Source organism: Enterococcus mundtii (assembly GCF_003957375.1).
Taxonomy (GTDB): domain Bacteria; phylum Bacillota; class Bacilli; order Lactobacillales; family Enterococcaceae; genus Enterococcus_B; species Enterococcus_B spodopteracolus.
The window spans coordinates 298,790-315,838 of record NZ_CP025473.1; the positions used below are offsets into that span (position 1 = coordinate 298,790).

Genomic DNA, 17,049 nt, shown 5'->3' on the forward strand with positions numbered 1-17,049 from the left:
AGTGATGAAAAAAAATGCCATGATCATTCAAATTAGCCTTGCATTGGCTTTAGGTATTCTGGTTGGGATGTTCTGGCCAATAAGTGCGTCTGTGTTAAAACCGCTTGGCGAAGTATTTTTACGACTGATGCAGATGGCGATTCCATTATTGATTCTTGGTCAGATCATTCAAGCTTTAGGTAGTATTGATTTGAAGGAATTAGCAAGTATTGGGACACGCACCTTGCTCATCTTTGGGATTTCCTCCTTATTGGCAGCTTTATGGGGTGTGTTATTGGCTGTTTTGTTTACGCCTGGATCTGGCATGGAACATATAGAGCGATTAAGTCCTACGATTGAGGCGCAAGAGCTGTCGATCCAAGAAACGTTTCTCCAGTTTGTGCCTAAAAATATTTTTGAATCCCTTACGCAAGGTTCGATTATCCAAATCATTGTTTTCGCGATTTTTTTCGGCCTAGCCTTGAATCATTATGGACAAAAACAGCCCCAATCGAAGTTGTTTCAACTAATCATTGATTTTAACGAAGTGATTATCCAAGTCATCAAGTATGTGATGCATTTTGCCCCTATTGGGATATTTGCCTTGGTGAGTAGCAGTATCAGTCAATTAGGGGCACAAGTCATTCTGCCAATGGTGAAATATCTACTGGTGTATAGCTTAGCTACAGTATTGTTCTTACTGGGATGGTTAGTTGTTGTCAGTATATACGGCCGATTACATCCGTTAAAATTGATTATGAATATGAAGAATATGTCGATCATGGCACTTGCAACGACTTCTTCAGCCATCACTTTACCAATCGAATTAGAAGAAGCACAACATAAATTAGGGTTGAGTAAGCGAATCAGTCACTTAGTCTTACCATTAGGAATGTCATTGAACAGTAATGGCTCAGCCATGCACATGGCACTGACGGTGATCACGATCGCCCAGATGTACCAAGTAGAGTTTCGATGGACGACCATGGTCTATCTTGCAATTTTAGCCACTTTTATTTCTTTAGCCAATGCGGTAGTTCCTGGTGCGGGGCTCGTTTCTTTAGCCATCATCGTGCCGCAAATGGGGTTACCTATTGAAAGTATTGCCATTTTTGGCGGTGTCGAATGGTCGGTGGGGATGTTGCGTACGATTTTGAATGTCAATTCTGATGTGTATTCAGCGATCCTAGTGGCGAAATCAGTCGATGAAATCGATTATGAGATTTTTAGCCGTAGCTAAATGAATGAAAAGAAAGGGGTTGCAATCAAAAGAAATACTTGTTATAGTAAGTGTAAATAAAACAGGCATGTGACTGGTAAAGCAGGCAGGACCTAAAGAAAGACACACAAAGAATCCTTTGTTGTTATTTCTTATGGTCTTGCCTGCTTTTTTCTTTTTTGTCTGCGCAGCGAAAAAGAAAAACGAAAGAAGGGGTGGAAAAAATGGATTATCAAACTTTAGCAAAGCATATTTTACAATTCGTTGGCGGAAAAGAAAATATCATTCATTTGGAACATTGTTCAACTAGACTTCGTTTTACGTTGAAAGATGTCAAACAAACAAATCGTGAAGAGTTAGAACGCTTAGATGGGGTCATCGGTGTTCGTAGCAATGCTCAATTCCAAGTAATCATTGGGAATGAAGTAGTGGAAGTGTATGACGAATTGGCCAAACTGATCGGAGAAATTTCTGCAGATCAGAACATAAATAAAGAAAAGAAACCTGTTGGAACAATTTTACTTGATTTTATCATTTCAGTTTTTCAACCGTTGATTCCCGCGATTGCAGGTGGCGGTGTCTTAAAATCACTTTTACTGCTCTTATCTTTATTGGGTGTCATGGATGCAAACTCATCTACTTACCTGCTATTGAATTTGATCGGAGGAGCACCTCTTTATTTCTTACCGATTTTAGTTGCGATGACGACGGCAAGAAAGCTAAAAGTCAATGAAATCGTAGCTGTTTCAGCAGTGAGTGCCTTGCTTTTACCAGAAATGGCAACCCTTCTAGCAGACGGAACCTCCTTTCTAGGGTTCTCAATTGAAAATATTGCGTATGCTTCTCAAGTTTTCCCAGCAATCTTAACGGTGTTGTTTTACAGTATCGTCGAAAAATATGTCACGAAAATCTCTCCGAAGCCGATTCGTATTTTCTTTGTACCGATGGTTGCTTTATTAGTGACTGTCCCAGTTGCACTGCTGATTTTAGGACCGTTAGGCTATAACGTTGGTGGCGCATTCTCATATTTGATCGTCGAGTTATATCAACGATTAGGCTGGTTAGCGACAGGCTTACTTGCCGCAGTTCTACCATTGATGGTCGTTACTGGTATGCACAAAGCAATGATTCCTTATGCTGTTTCTTCAATGGGAGAGTTAGGAAAAGAGATGCTCTATTTACCGGCTTCTTTGGCACATAATATCGCTGAATCTGGTGCATGTTTTGCCGTAAGTTTAAAGACAAAAAATATGAAATTGCGACAAACAGCGATTTCTGCAGGAATCTCAGCTTTATTTGGTATCACTGAACCCGCATTATATGGGGTCACGATCTTACACAAACGGGTATTGAGTATCGTGATGGTTTCTAGTTTCATCGGCGGGATATTTGCCGGGATCATGGCTTTAGAAGCTTTCGCATTGGTTGGACCAGGGATTGCGAGTATCACGATGTTTGCTAGTGCAGATCAACCGATGAACCTTGTCTGGGCATTTGTCTGTACAGCCCTTTCTTTTGTCGTGTCGTTTGTAGGTGGCTTGGTATTTTTTAAAGATCAAGAAGAAGCAACTTCACAAGAAGAAAACGAGAGTCGTAGGGTAGGAACTTGGGGTATCGTGAGCCCAGTCAAAGGTCAAGTGATTCCTCTTGAAACAGTACCAGATGATGTCTTTTCTAGTGGGATGGTTGGCGAAGGTGTCGGAGTCATTCCAGAAGAAGGTATTGTTTTTTCTCCTGAAGAAGCACAAGTGACCATGCTATTTGAGACAGGTCATGCAATCGGTTTACGAACGGTGAGCGGAGTAGAATTACTGATTCATGTAGGGATCGATACAGTCAAGTTACAAGGTGAAGGCTTCCAGGCTTTTGTTAAAGAAGGTCAGATGGTACAACCAGGTGAGCGTTTGCTTGCGTTTGATATTGAAAAAATCAAACAAGCAGGATTTGATCCAGTCGTTGTGGTGGTCGTGACCAATCAGAAGGAGTATCACATTGATCGTCAAGTAGAAAATCAATCAGTGACACCCGAAACTGAGTTATTGATGATTTCTGCTTTAGTAAAATGAAAAAATGAAAGTGAGGAATAGAAAAATGGATACAACACAAACAGGTTTTCCCGAAGGATTTCTATGGGGAGGTGCAATTGCAGCAAACCAAGTAGAAGGAGCATGGAATATTGGTGGAAAAGGGCTATCTGTGGCCGATGTTGCAACCTACAAACCCGATGTAGACAACAAAGATTACGCAGCCCATGTAGGTGTGACGATCAAAAAAGTAGAAGAAGCAATAGCTGACCCTACAGACAAGTGGTTCCCTAAACGACGAGGGGTCGATTTCTATCATCGTTACAAAGAGGATTTAGCGTTATTTGCGGAAATGGGGTTTACTACATTACGTTTGTCGATTGCTTGGTCCCGACTCTTTCCAAATGGGGATGAAAAGACAGCTAATCCTGAAGGTGTCTCATTTTACAAAGAAGTTTTTAAAGAAATGAAGCGCTTAGGAATCGAACCGATTGTGACCTTATCTCATTATGAGATGCCACTAGCATTAGCGATGAAAGGCAACGGTTGGATTCAACGCAGTGTGGTGGATGACTTTGTTCGATTTGCAGATACTTGTTTTGACGAATTTGGGGAGTATGTTCATTACTGGTTGACGTTCAATGAAGTGGATAGTATTTTTAGACATCCATTTACGACTGCCGGGATTTTGACTGATAGGATCGAACCAGACAAAATCGAAGCGGTTATCTATCAAGCGTTACATCATCAATTTGTGGCAGGGGCTTTAGCAACGAAACATTGCCATGAAAAGATCCCTGGTAGCCAAGTTGGTTGTATGTTGACGAAATTGATGACCTATCCGTTGACGAGTCGACCAGAAGATGTGGAACGAACATTAAAAAAGAATATGAACAATCATTTTTATGCGGATGTTCAAGTCAAAGGTACGTATCCGCCACTCGTATTGAAAGACTTAGCCAACCGTCATATCACAATCGATATGTTACCAGGCGACAAGGAATTATTGAAAGAACATACGGCAGATTTCTTATCGTTTAGTTATTATATGTCGATGTGTGAATCCGCAGATCCAAAGGCAGAGCGGACACCGGGGAATACCGTTTTGGGTGTTAAAAATCCTTATTTAGAAGCGACAGATTGGGGATGGCAAATTGATCCTTTAGGCTTGAAAATTTCTTTACTAGAATTATATGACCGTTATCAAGTACCCTTGATGATTGTTGAAAATGGCATGGGAGCCTTTGATGAAGTTATTGACGATGAAATCCATGATCCCTATCGAATCGCCTATTTTACTGCACATTTCAAAGCGATGAAAGCAGCCATCGATGAAGGGGTTGATTTGATTGGGTATACAAGTTGGGGACCTATTGATTTAGTCAGTGCCGGAACCTCTCAAATGTCAAAACGTTACGGATTCATTTATGTAGATGCGGATGATGAAGGAAATGGAAGTTATGATCGCTTGCGTAAAGATTCATTTTACTGGTATAAAGAAGTTATTAGAACGAACGGTCGATCCATCGAGTGAAGGAACTGTTCGATGCGCTTAAGGAGTAACCTTGAGCGAAGGAGGATATCATGAGGAAAATACTAAAGGTGCTTAACTCCAGTGTGGTATTGATCGACAGCAATCAGCAAAAAATGATTGCTTTAGGAAAAGGGATCGGTTTTGGTAAAAAGCCCGGTGAGATCATCTCGGATGATTCGATTGATGAAATCTATCTGCCCTATGATGAAGGCAAAGCTATGCAATTATTGGATTTGATCAAAGAGGTTCCTTTAACCTATTTTGAATTAACGAAAGCAATGGTCTCCAGTATGGAAAAACGACTAGGGAAACGGTTAAACTCTAGTATTTATTTAACATTACCTGATCATTTACATTTTTCAGTTGAACGTATGGCTAAAGGAATCATCATCACCAACCGGTTATATTGGGAGATCAAGAATTACTATCCGGAAGAATACCAAGCAGCGGAGCAAGCGCTAACGATCTTCAATGAAAAATCTGATGTCGAGTTACCCAATGAAGAAGCGGCAAATATTGCCTTTCATGTCATTAATTCATTGTCCCAAGAAAGTCAGGGAAACGATAGTATGAAACAAGCGAAAATGATTGGTGGTATCGTCAACTTAGTAAAATATTCGATTCGAATCGACATTGCTCCAGACTCGATCCATTATAGTCGTTTTATTACTCATGTTCGTTTTTTCGTTGAACGGTTATTTGCGAATAAGATGCTGGATGGACAAGATGATGGGCTATATCAGCAAATGTGTACCTTGTATCCATTGGCGATGGAAAACGCAGATAAAGTAAGGCAATATATCCAGAAAATGATCCAACAGGAAATCACGAAAGAGGAAGTTACCTATCTAGGTGTGCATATCAATCGATTGATGCGGCATCCTGATTGAAAAAAATAGACAAGATTGCGTAATGAATAGCAGCAAACCAGTGATCCTTTCTGGCAGCTGCTTTTTTTGTAACAAATAGGAGGAATAGGATTTTTTAGCGAAATATATATTTATAAAGTACCAGATAACCTGTTTTTTGGATAGGATCGTGTGATGGTTCACAATTGTATCTGATTTGTTATATAACGTAGTAGATTTAAAAAATTAACAAAAATAATCGAGGTTATATTAAAAAAACGAGCTGTTTTTAGTGTATAATACTCCTTAGTGTCGTACGACAACCCATCTACTAGGGCTTAAAATGGATAGATAGCGCTTACGTTTGTGAGTAATCAATCAGGCTATTTGAAATAAATCAAAGGAAATGGGAAAATGAGTCAAGTAAAATAGTTTTTCAAGCGATTGATCATTCATAACTAGCGGACATTGTGAATGATTGAATGATCGTGAGGGGAATTATTTGCTTATTCGTCGTATAACTAAATTAAAGGGGGAGAACAAAGAAATGAAGATAGCAATTGCTGGTGCAGGTGCAATGGGGAGTCGCTTTGGACTCATGTTACAAAAAGGTGGAAATGACGTGACATTGATCGATGGTTGGAAAGACCATGTAGAAGCAATCAAAGAAAACGGATTGAAAGCTAACTTTAACGGTGAGGACATCGTTGTCGATATCCCAGTCGTTCTTCAATCAGAAATCAATGACGCAGAAAAAGTTGATTTGATCGTCTTATTCACAAAAGCAATGCAACTAGAAAAAATGTTGGAAGATATTCGTCCAATGATCAAAGAGGAGACAAAAGTCCTTTGTTTATTGAATGGAATCGGCCATGAAGATATTATTGAAAAATTTGTACCAATGAAAAATATTTTTATTGGTAATACAATGTGGACGGCAGGCCTAGAAGGTCCTGGACGTGTGAAATTATTCGGTAGTGGTTCAGTAGAACTACAAAACTTAGGAGACGGACAAGAAGAAGCTGCGAAAGAATTGGCAGAAGCTTTAGCTGAATCTGGTTTGAATGCGAAGTATTCAAGTAATATCCATTACTCGATCTATCGTAAAGCTTGTGTCAATGGCACGATGAACGGCTTATGTACGATTTTAGACGTGAATATGGCAGGACTTGGTCGTACTTCTACGGCTCATGATATGGTTGTTGCTATCGTAAATGAATTTGGTCAAGTAGCAAAAGCAGAAAATATTGATTTAGATGTGGCAGAAGCAGTCGCACACTGTGAAACTTGTTTTGATCCTGAGACGATCGGTATGCATTTCCCATCGATGCATCAAGATTTGATCAAAAACAACCGATTGACAGAAATCGACTATATCAACGGTGCGATTTCACGTAAAGGAAAGAAATACGGGATCGCTACGCCTTACTGTGACTTTTTGACAGCGCTCGTGCATGCAAAAGAACAGATTCTAGAGGCGAAATAGGAGGAACAAATAAATGGATACGACGAATAAATTGACGCCAAGAATTTTTTTGAACAAAGTATTAGCTGGAACAGCAACAGGGATCATCGTAGGTCTGATTCCAAATGCTGTTTTAGGAGCTATTTTAAAGTATTTCAGTGAATATCCTGTTGCTGTGACGATCGCACAACTAGCGGTGATCTTCCAATTAGCGACACCGTTGATCATTGGTGGTTTGATCGGGTTACAATTTGGGTTTAATCCGATGCAAATGATGGTAGTAGCTGGTGCTGCATTTGTCGGCTCTGGTGTTGTCCGCTTTATGCCAGACCTTGGTGAAGCAGGGGTATATGTAGGGGCAGGTACAGGAGATATCATCAATACGATGATCACTGCAGCGATTGCTGTTGGTCTGATCCTATTGATCGGTGACCGCTTTGGCTCAGTCGCAATCGTATTAACACCAATCGTAGTCGGTGTGGGCGCAGGTCTTATTGGGTTTTATTTATTCCCTTATGTGACAGCGATCACCTCTGCAATTGGTGAAGGTATCAATAACTTTACGACATTGCAACCTATTTTGATGTCTATTTTGATCGGCTGTTCATTTGCCTTTTTGATCATTTCACCGATTTCAACCGTTGCAATTGGTTTAGCGATCCAATTGGATGGAATTTCTGCAGGAGCTGCTGCTATGGGTGTTGCTGCCACAACATTTGTGTTGATCGTCAATTCTTGGCGTGTCAATAAATCAGGTGTCACGATCGCGATTGCTTTAGGTGCGATGAAGATGATGATGCCGAACTTATTCCGTAAACCGATCATCTTGCTTCCATGTTTAGTCAGTGCGGTTATCACAGCGATACCTGTCGCACTTTTCTCTGTATCAGGAACACCAGCTTCTGCGGGCTTTGGGATCGTAGGTTTAGTTGGCCCTCTTGCTTCATTAGATGCTGGACTAAATATCGTGATGGTGTTGATTTGTTGGTTCGTCGTACCAGTCGCGGCTGCTTTATTTACGCAATTGGTATTTGAAAAAGTCTTGAAACTTTACGACCGAGAAGAAGTCTTCAAATTCTTAGGTTGATCAAAATTATAAAAGAAAAAAACGCAAAACAGAGAAATTTCTGGATTGCGTTTTTTTTTGAGAAGAAGATGGTGTTATCTGCTATACTGACACTAAATGAAAACAATGGATCATTTGATCCAATAGAGGGAGAATACATGAGAAATATAAAATTAACGATCGAATATGATGGAAAAAGATATTCTGGTTGGCAACGACTTGGTAATGATGAAAAAACGATCCAAGGAAAAATCGAAGCGATCATTTCGCAAATGACCGGGGAAACGATTGAGATTATCGGTTCTGGTCGAACAGACGCTGGAACACACGCCAGAGGTCAAGTAGCTAATTTCAAAACAGCTAGTACAATGAGTCGAATGGAGATGCTGGATTTTCTCAATCGTTATTTGCCAAGAGATATTGTGGTCAAAAAAGTGGAAGAAGTACCTGAACGTTTTCATGCTAGATATAATGCAAAAGGGAAAAAATATAGTTACTACGTTTGGAATGCTCCAATTCCAACAGTGTTTGAAAGAAACCATAGTTTTGATTATCCTAAGGCACTTGATTTGGAGAAAATTGAAGAAGCTTGTCGGAAACTAGAAGGAAAACATGATTTTATTGGATTTTCAGCATTGAAAAAAACAAAAAAATCAACAGTACGTACAATTGAAAAATTATCGGTCCAACAAGAAGGTAATATGCTTCATTTTACATTTGTAGGGGATGGTTTTTTGTATAAAATGGTACGGATCTTAATGGGAACGATTTTAGATATTGGTTCAGGTAAAGCTGATTTATCTTTGATCGATACGATTTTTGAAACGAAAGTCAGACAGCAAGCAGGCGAGACAGTTCCCGCCCATGCGCTTTTTCTAGATGAAGTGTATTATTAAGAGACGTTAAATGATTCAAAGAAAATAGGGGAAAAGCAATCTCAGCTTTTTCCTGTTTCCTTGGGTCGGCAGTAGACACTTTGGGAGGGGGAGACCCGATGAAGAAAGAGGAAGAAATCACCACTCTCTACAATTTGATTTTAAACCCAAACACGCGAGACTGGGAGCGACAACAACTAATGACAGCGAAAGAAGCGTTAGCAACTTCTGTTTCTCTAAAAGAGGTACTTGAAAAGTTGGAAGTTTCTTTGCGACCATTGGCTTTACGACAAAATCTAACTCCAGATGTCATGGATTTCTATTTGCAAATGGTCGGCGATCCGTTAGGGGAAGCGCGGTATGATTTTTCTAAACACGAACTGACAGATCCGGCAGTTCAAGAACGAGCAGTGTTTGCTGGCGGTTGTTTTTGGTGTATGGTAGAGCCTTTTGAGAAAAAAGCAGGAATTATTTCTGTGATGTCTGGATATACAGGCGGGCAGTTTGATTCCCCTAATTATGACCAAGTCAGTGGCGGCTATACCGGTCATGTGGAAGCAGTGGAGATCATATTTGATAAGCGATTGATCAGTTATCAAGAGCTAGTCGAGATTTACTGGCAAGTAACGGACCCGACGGATGAATTTGGACAATTCCAAGACCGCGGAGAACAATATCGTCCAATCATTTTTGTTCAAAATGAAGAGCAACAAAAAACTGCTGAAGCGTCGAAACAAGCATTAAGCGCATCAGGTCGCTACAGAAAACCGATAGTTACGGCTATTTTACCAGCGACAGCTTTTTGGCCGGCAGAAAATTACCATCAGCAATTTTATCGGAAGCAACCAAAACGTTACAAAAAAATAAAACAAACTCGTCGTCAATTAGCATTTTTGCAAAAAATGACTACCAATTGGGGGAAAAAAGCGAAGAACTAAAACAAGCAACATAATTTTGGTAGCGTTTTCTGTTGAAGAGATATAAATTTGAAAGTAATCTATGGGGACTTGAAATAGAGATGGCTAAAAAATCTTGGTCAGTAGTCATCTGCTATCCTTGAAAATGAAAAACGGCATTCCAGAAGTAACTCTTTATTTTTTTGGAGTGGAAGACTTCTGTGATAATCATAAAATAAGGAGTGAATGAAATGTATGTAGCTGATAAAACGCGTTATGAAAACATGGAGTATCGTAAAAGCGGTCAATCTGGATTAAAACTGCCTTTACTTTCCTTAGGATTATGGCAAAATTTTGGGGAATATGATCCCATCAGTAATCAGCGGGAAATTTTAAAGGGGGCTTTTGATTTAGGCATCACCCATTTTGATCTAGCCAATAATTATGGTGGACCTGCTGGAGCAGCGGAAACAAACTTTGGACGACTTTTTAAAGAGGATCTCAAACCCTATCGAGATGAACTGATTATCTCTAGTAAAGCAGGCTACTATATGTGGGATGGGCCTTACGGCAATTGGGGGTCTCGTAAGTCGATCATTGCCAGTTGTGACCAGAGTTTGCAACGTATGGGTTTGGACTATGTGGATATTTTCTATCATCATCGTCCAGATCCTGAAACGCCTTTGGAAGAAACCGCAGAGGCATTGATGCAATTAGTTCGACAAGGAAAGGCCCTTTATATCGGTATCTCTAACTACAATGGGGCGGACACACAGAAAATGGCGGAAATTTTACGCAAAAAAGATGCGCCCTTCGTGATCCATCAAATGCGTTACAATCTGTTTTCAAGAGAATTGCTTGAGACGGACTTAGCACCTGTCCTTGCTGAAAATGGACTAGGTGCAATCACGTTTAGTCCATTAGCACAAGGCTTGTTAACGAATCGCTACTTACATGGGATTCCTGAAGATTCACGTGCGCATCGAAAAGAAATCCCTTTTCTTTCAGAAGAACAGATTGCACCGACACTACGTAAAATCACACAGTTACAGGAAGTGGCGGAAGCGAGAGGACAAACATTGGCTCAGATGGCATTGGCGTGGAATGTGCGACAACCATCAGTGACAAGTGTTTTAGTCGGTGCTAGCCGTTTGAGTCAGTTGCAGGAAAGTGTCAAAATGAAAGATAATCTCGTCTTTGCACCAGAAGAACTAGCAACGATCGAAATGATTTTGGCAGAAAATTAACGTGTGAGAAAATCACGTTGAAGTGGATACAACAAAAGCAAGCGTGTCTGGGAGATTAGTCCTCATGCATATTCTAAAACCGAATAAACGGTAGGGACAGAAGTAACCTCTTCGGAAATAAGGCGCCAGCCACGGAAATTTGTAGAACAATTTTAGTGGCTGGCGCCTTATTTATCGAGGCTGAATACTTCTGTTCCGACCTCCTCTTGCTTATGCTATCATATCTTGTGTTTGAGAGGTGATGTAGAGACAGACGGCGTAGCTTGTTTTTCTTCATTTTTACTTGGTACAATAGCTTACCTTCTTGTTCTTCTAAAGTGAAGGTTTTATCGTCTTGCTTTTTTGTTCCTTTTCTATTTGTTTCAAATTCGTTTCCGACGCAGCAGAAAGAGCCTTAACATACAAAATACGTCTATCCTCTCCGGTTTGTATTAAAGATTCGGGGGACGAGTGGCTATCGGTTCCTGTTTTGTTTTCTGACATTATCGCTGTTTCTAGCGTTAGCTCACTTATTTTTTTTGTGAATGGTTCATTTGCGCAACTACTTCTGGACTCAGCCAAAAAATATCTGTAGGAGAATGTGGCTCGTTTCCCAAATGCAAGGTCAGTTCATTGTCATGTACTTTTATAGAATCTCCTGGGATTCCGATGATTCGTTTAATGATTTCATCCGTAGAGGATCGCTGAATAGCGATGATGATATAACGTGTGAGTGCCGAAAACTTGTCTACGATCACAATATTGCCGTTGGCTAAATCGATGTTCCAGTAACTTGTCGAAAGTGATAGCGATGAAGTGAATAAGTAAAAACAACACATAAAAGCAGCCATATTAAGATATATGGCCCTTTCTTTTTTTTGAAGTTGACCATTCGCCCAGATATACAAGAAAACAATCCCCTTTTTTTACTTGAATGGTCCTGTTAGTTATTCCAAACGTTTTTTTGGTTCTTTGACGACCTGTTCAACAAACTCGAGAATAGTCTGATGGGCATTTATTCGCGCATTTTCTAGTTCAAATAGCATGTAGACACAAAAGGTCAATGCAATAGTTAGTAAACTGTTGATGATCAAAAGTTAAAAAAATGGTTTTTTCAATAATTTCAGTTTATAAATACTGATTTTTTAGATAAAATCGTATGGGCTTACAAACGACAAAAATTTGAAGTCTTGGCAAAAAAACGTGTTACTTCTATAGAAGTGTTACAAGAATTGAAATTTATGGGAAGAATCGATGCGATTGAATCAAAAAATCAATCAACGAAGTAACTACTTGTTGATTAATTCTAGCAAACAATCATTGAAATCTACCAAGTGAGGAGCAGACTTATTTTTTACTTGGTGGTTTTTGGTGTTCCATTCTCTTTTTTTGCACACTAAAAATAGTGTGCGACATAAAAATTAGAGTGTGTTTGATAAAAAACAACATGAAAACCCTTTTATATCAAAGTGGTAAAGCGATTTCAAAGTTGGCACGATACTTGCATTATATAAAAGTGTAAGAAGAAGAAAAGGAAGTGTTCAAAATGGAGAAAAGAACAATCATGCTTGTCTGCTCTGCAGGAATGAGTACAAGTTTATTAGTGACAAAAATGCAAAAAGCAGCAGAAGAAAAAGGTGTAGAAGCGGACATCTTTGCAGTTTCAGCATCAGAAGCTGATAGCCAACTAGAATCAAAAAATGTAGACGTTTTATTATTAGGGCCACAAGTACGTTTCATGCAAAGTCAATTTGCTGAAAAACTAGCACCAAAAGGGATTCCGTTAGATGTTATCAACATGCAAGACTATGGCATGATGAACGGGGCAAAAGTATTGGAACAAGCAGAATCATTGATCAATAAATAAAAACAAGAAAAAGAGGAAAGAAAATGGAAGATCAAAAAAATTTAGAAGCGATCATGGGTTTGATCATGTTCGGTGGCAACGCAAAAAGCGATGCAATGGAAGCGATTGCTGCTGCGAAAAAAGGTGACTTTGAATTAGCAGATGCAAAAATCAAAGATGCAGAAGAATCATTGGTTCAAGCGCATCATTCGCAAACAGGGTTATTAACACAAGAAGCACAAGGGGAACACATGGAAGTTACTTTGTTAACCGTTCATAGTCAAGATCATTTGATGACATCGATCGCGTTTACAGATTTAGCAAAAGAAATCATTGATCTATACCGTCGTATAGATGCTTAAATAAAAGTTTTTTAAAGGAGAAAAGAGGAAAAGATATGGATAGCTTTGTAGCATTTATGGAGAAACACTTTATACCAGTCGCATCAAAAATCGGTGCACAACGCCATTTAGTGGCCATTCGTGACGCTTTTATGGTCAGTATGCCATTAATGATCTTAGGCGCTTTAGCTGTAATGATCAATAACTTGCCGATCCCTGGATTCCAAGAATTGATGAATTCGATTTTTGGTGGTGAAGCATGGAAAGGATTCGGTGCGGCTGCTTGGAACGGAACGTTTGCGATTCTTTCTGTTTTGATTGCGTTCTTATTAGCTTATCATTTAGCAAACGGTTACCGTAAAGATGGCGTATCTGCTGGAGTGATTTCATTAGGTTCATTCTTCGCACTAGGCGGCGCTTTAGGTATGAGTTCAAACGGATTATTTATTGCAATTATTGTCGGAATTATTTCAACAGAGATTTTTGTTCGTTTAAGTGGAAATGAAAAATTGATCATCAAAATGCCAGACGGAGTGCCACCAGCAGTAGCAAAAGCATTTGCGTCATTATTACCAGCAATGATCACGATCTCATTTTTCGCACTAATCGCTGCGATTTTTGCAGCATTCGGTGTTGCTGATATTGTTGGCGCATTCTACACGGTGGTTCAAGAACCATTTATGGGGCTTGCTAACTCTTACCCATCTGCATTATTGCTTGCATTTATTACACCGTTCCTTTGGTTCTTCGGATTACATGGAGCAAACATGGTCGATCCATTGATGCAAACCATCAATGCGCCAGCGATCCAAGCAAACGTCGAAGCGATTGCCAACGGTCAAAGTGCACCATTTATCGTCAATAAACCTTTTTTTGACAGCTTTGTCAATTTAGGTGGTACAGGTGCGACACTAGGATTACTGATTGCGATCTATTTAGTAGGACGTAGAAACAAACCTTATATGGTCGTAACGAACTTATCGATTGCACCAGGAGTATTCAATATCAACGAACCAACAATGTTTGGTCTACCAATCGTTTTGAATCCAGTGATGTTTATTCCATTTATTTTAACACCAATGGTTTTAGTAACTGTTGCGTACTTTGCGACATCAACAGGACTTGTACCAGCAGCGACAGTAATGCCACCATGGGTAACACCACCAGTGATCGGCGGATTTTTAGCAACAAACAGTCTTTCAGGCGCAGTGTTATCTGCGGTCAACTTACTGATTTCAATTCTGATCTATCTACCATTCGTTAAAGTAGCAACGATCCAAGAAATGAAAAAAGAGGCATTGAACGCGTAAAAATAAAAAACGGAGAGCAAGTGATTGCTTTCCGTTTTTTGTGTTACTACTGTTATCATTGCTATTTTTCAGAAAGCAACGTATAGTTTTTGTAAGTATTTTTTTTGAATAGGAGGATAGCATATGAATACAACAGATATTCAAAAAAGGATCGAACGATTCCAAGTATATGGGAACACCCTTCCAGGAGCTAGGGTATATTTTCGCGAAGATTGGAAAACGCTTTATTTTGATTTAGATGGTAAACAGTTTGGGATGATGAGTCCAGAAGCGAATGAAAAAGCATTGATCACGTTAAAACATTTCCCAGAAAAAAACGAGGAATTACGAACGATGTACCCTGAGAGCATTATACCTGGTTACTATGCCGATAAGAAACATTGGAATTCGATCATGTTAGTCAAAGATGAATTGTCAGACGAGGAAATCGAGAAAATGATTTTGATTTCTTATAAATTGGTACTAGCTAAATTCGCTAAAAAGAAACAAGAAGAAATCAAAAACTCAGTGATAGAAAGTGATTGAAAGCTTGAAGGGCATAAATCATTTTCTAGTCGATGAAAAAGGTCTGGAAATAGGGACAACCTATTTCCAGACGCTCAATAAAATTTGTGCAGATGGACTAAGAATAAGAATGTTTGGATCGATGATTCGCCGCTACATTTTTGTCACAGAAATAATCAACATCATCGGACGTCTTAATTCGTCTTTCATACCAGGCATATCTAACATATGTGACGGTGGTATTGGTTCAAGCACATGGTTGATTTGAAAGCCATTAGACAATAATGTCTCAAGATAAGTTGTAATCGTTCGATGATATTTTTTTACAGAAGATCCTAGGAAGTTTGTGTCACGCTCCCCTTCGTCAAAATAATGATTAACTGGAAAGTGCATGATCTGACCGTTGTCTGTATAAATCCAGTCTTGCCGACCATCTGCTGTGAAAATAGGATGTTCAACTGAAAAAAGAAATTGCCCATTCGGTTTTAGGAAGTGATGGACATGCTGGACGAGTTGTTCCCAATTTTCTACATAATGGATAGCTAAAGAACTGAACACGAAATCAAATGAGTCTTTCGCAAACCGAATCGTTGAAATATCGTCTTGCATATAACTGATCGTGGTATCGTTTGTTCGAGCTCTAGCTTCTGCTAGCATCTTCTCAGACAAGTCGACACCAATGATTTTTTTTGCCCCTTGCGAAGCAGCGTAACGACAGTGCCACCCATAGCCACATCCAAGATCAAGGACTGTTTGACCATGGAGATTGGGGAAGATAGATGCAAGCGTTGGCCATTCTCCAGTACCTTGTAAGCCATTTTTGCTACGAGGTATTTCTTTGTATCGGTCAAAAAATTGTTGATCATCGTAAATATTTGTCATGTTTGATTCCTCCATGTAATTTTTTTATTTGCTTAAACTACATGGAGTCCGTCTCTTTTGTGTGCAATCATCTCGCTCACTCCTTTGACATCTATTCTAGCTTAGGTCGGAAGAAGAAGCAAAAATTCAAACATAGATAAACATGCTTAGGCATCTATTTTACACGACGCATGAATAATGAATGGAGATTTAAAAGTTGAATATGTATCAATGGATCAAATTAAATGAACACCCAGAATTACTGGAAGAAACCGCAAGTTGGTTTTCCTCAAAGTGGGGCATCCCTGCTGAGGTTTATGCGGAAAGTATACGTACTGGAATCATCGAGAAGGAAAGTATTCCTCAATGGTATGTCATTCTCGATGAAAAAGGTGCAATCGTTGGAGGAGCAGGTGTCATCGAAAATGACTTCCACGACCGTCCAGATTTAGCACCTAATCTTTGTGCTTTATATGTTGAACCGGAGTATCGGAATCAGGGATTAGCAAAATGGATATTAGAACAAACCAGAGAAGAGATGCATCGATTAGGGTTCAAGAAACTTTATTTGATGACAGACCACACCTCCTTTTATGAACGATATGATTGGTCATTTTTAACTATGGTCAAGGAAGAAAGTGGAACAACTACCCGGTTGTATCAAATCACTACAACAACATAAAGAGAAGCATGAGATGTTGTATCAAATCTCATGCTTCTCTTTTTTCGCTTGTTCTCTTCGTTGTTTCTTTTCATCGTAAATAAAGACATTTCGCACGATACGTAAGATGGGGCGAGTGGTCAAGAAGATGGCGCCTGCTAAATATAAGTAATTGCTGTAATAATCAGGGATTTTCGTGAGCAAAGCAATACTCCCTAAGACATAAAAAATCCCTGTAAGCAAATCAACCGCTAAAGAAATCAATGTGTAACGATTTTGGAAATACAAGCGAAAACGCCGTCCGCGGATCTCAATATCTTCTTCTTTGCCAATCTCGACATCATGGGTATTTCGTTTGATTCTTGGCATATAAAATCACCTAACTAGTTTTTAT

Annotated in this window: 17 protein-coding genes; 14 read left to right on the forward strand and 3 right to left on the reverse strand. The window is 39.4% G+C overall.

Annotated features, from left to right (window positions below; all coding sequences use genetic code 11):
- Positions 1-4 precede the first annotated feature (4 nt).
- The 9 genes from CYK55_RS01775 to CYK55_RS01815 all read left to right on the forward strand — a co-directional run bounded on the left by CYK55_RS01775 (position 5) and on the right by CYK55_RS01815 (position 11,153).
- Entirely contained in the window at positions 5-1,219 is a 1,215-nt protein-coding gene (locus tag CYK55_RS01775) for a dicarboxylate/amino acid:cation symporter (protein ID WP_126133843.1), read from the forward strand.
- 203 nt (positions 1,220-1,422) lie between these two features.
- Positions 1,423-3,264 (forward strand): beta-glucoside-specific PTS transporter subunit IIABC, encoded by a 1,842-nt coding sequence (locus tag CYK55_RS01780; protein ID WP_034689923.1) that lies wholly within the window; start codon positions 1,423-1,425, stop codon positions 3,262-3,264.
- A gap of 25 nt (positions 3,265-3,289) precedes the next feature.
- Positions 3,290-4,756 carry a glycoside hydrolase family 1 protein gene (locus CYK55_RS01785; protein ID WP_034689922.1) on the forward strand — a complete coding sequence of 489 codons (1,467 nt, stop codon included), beginning with the start codon at positions 3,290-3,292 and terminating at the stop codon, positions 4,754-4,756.
- A 50-nt stretch (positions 4,757-4,806) separates the two neighbouring features.
- Entirely contained in the window at positions 4,807-5,646 is an 840-nt protein-coding gene (locus CYK55_RS01790; RefSeq protein ID WP_034689921.1) for a PRD domain-containing protein, read from the forward strand.
- Positions 5,647-6,151: 505 nt separating this feature from the next.
- Positions 6,152-7,090, forward strand: coding sequence for a 2-dehydropantoate 2-reductase (locus CYK55_RS01795; protein WP_034689919.1), 939 nt, complete (start codon positions 6,152-6,154; stop codon positions 7,088-7,090).
- 13 nt (positions 7,091-7,103) lie between these two features.
- Positions 7,104-8,156 carry a PTS transporter subunit IIC gene (locus CYK55_RS01800; protein WP_034689918.1) on the forward strand — a complete coding sequence of 351 codons (1,053 nt, stop codon included), beginning with the start codon at positions 7,104-7,106 and terminating at the stop codon, positions 8,154-8,156.
- A gap of 137 nt (positions 8,157-8,293) precedes the next feature.
- A complete protein-coding gene (gene truA / locus CYK55_RS01805; RefSeq protein WP_126133844.1) occupies positions 8,294-9,031 on the forward strand; it encodes a tRNA pseudouridine(38-40) synthase TruA in 738 nt (245 codons plus the stop codon).
- A 98-nt stretch (positions 9,032-9,129) separates the two neighbouring features.
- Positions 9,130-9,948, forward strand: a complete 819-nt coding sequence (gene msrA, locus CYK55_RS01810; RefSeq protein WP_034689917.1) for a peptide-methionine (S)-S-oxide reductase MsrA — start codon at positions 9,130-9,132, stop codon at positions 9,946-9,948.
- A gap of 209 nt (positions 9,949-10,157) precedes the next feature.
- A complete protein-coding gene (locus CYK55_RS01815) occupies positions 10,158-11,153 on the forward strand; it encodes an aldo/keto reductase (protein ID WP_034689916.1) in 996 nt (331 codons plus the stop codon).
- A 509-nt stretch (positions 11,154-11,662) separates the two neighbouring features.
- On the opposite strand, the gene CYK55_RS01820 is transcribed toward CYK55_RS01815, so the two are convergent.
- Positions 11,663-11,983 (reverse strand): S26 family signal peptidase, encoded by a 321-nt coding sequence (locus CYK55_RS01820; protein ID WP_126133845.1) that lies wholly within the window; start codon positions 11,981-11,983, stop codon positions 11,663-11,665.
- Between the two features lie 695 nt (positions 11,984-12,678).
- On the opposite strand from CYK55_RS01820, the gene CYK55_RS01825 reads away from it, so the two are divergent.
- The 4 genes from CYK55_RS01825 (at position 12,679) to CYK55_RS01840 (ending at position 15,154) form a co-directional block, all read left to right on the forward strand.
- Entirely contained in the window at positions 12,679-12,999 is a 321-nt protein-coding gene (locus CYK55_RS01825) for a PTS sugar transporter subunit IIB (protein WP_010736487.1), read from the forward strand.
- Between the two features lie 23 nt (positions 13,000-13,022).
- On the forward strand, positions 13,023-13,340 hold the full coding sequence (locus tag CYK55_RS01830) for a PTS lactose/cellobiose transporter subunit IIA (RefSeq protein ID WP_010736486.1): 318 nt from the start codon (positions 13,023-13,025) through the stop codon (positions 13,338-13,340).
- Between the two features lie 35 nt (positions 13,341-13,375).
- Positions 13,376-14,629 (forward strand): PTS sugar transporter subunit IIC, encoded by a 1,254-nt coding sequence (locus tag CYK55_RS01835; protein ID WP_010736485.1) that lies wholly within the window; start codon positions 13,376-13,378, stop codon positions 14,627-14,629.
- Between the two features lie 123 nt (positions 14,630-14,752).
- Positions 14,753-15,154, forward strand: coding sequence for an MmcQ/YjbR family DNA-binding protein (locus CYK55_RS01840; protein WP_034689914.1), 402 nt, complete (start codon positions 14,753-14,755; stop codon positions 15,152-15,154).
- Positions 15,155-15,286: 132 nt separating this feature from the next.
- Here the strand turns inward: CYK55_RS01840 and CYK55_RS01845 are convergent, their stop codons facing one another.
- The gene (locus CYK55_RS01845) at positions 15,287-16,015 is read right to left on the reverse strand and encodes a class I SAM-dependent methyltransferase (protein ID WP_126133846.1); all 729 of its coding nucleotides are present in this window, start codon (positions 16,013-16,015) and stop codon (positions 15,287-15,289) included.
- A 202-nt stretch (positions 16,016-16,217) separates the two neighbouring features.
- Between CYK55_RS01845 and CYK55_RS01850 the strand changes: the two genes are divergently transcribed.
- On the forward strand, positions 16,218-16,676 hold the full coding sequence (locus CYK55_RS01850) for a GNAT family N-acetyltransferase (RefSeq protein ID WP_200868973.1): 459 nt from the start codon (positions 16,218-16,220) through the stop codon (positions 16,674-16,676).
- 21 nt (positions 16,677-16,697) lie between these two features.
- Here CYK55_RS01850 and CYK55_RS01855 read toward each other — a convergent pair whose 3' ends face one another.
- Positions 16,698-17,024, reverse strand: coding sequence for a YrhK family protein (locus CYK55_RS01855; protein ID WP_010736481.1), 327 nt, complete (start codon positions 17,022-17,024; stop codon positions 16,698-16,700).
- Positions 17,025-17,049 lie beyond the last annotated feature (25 nt).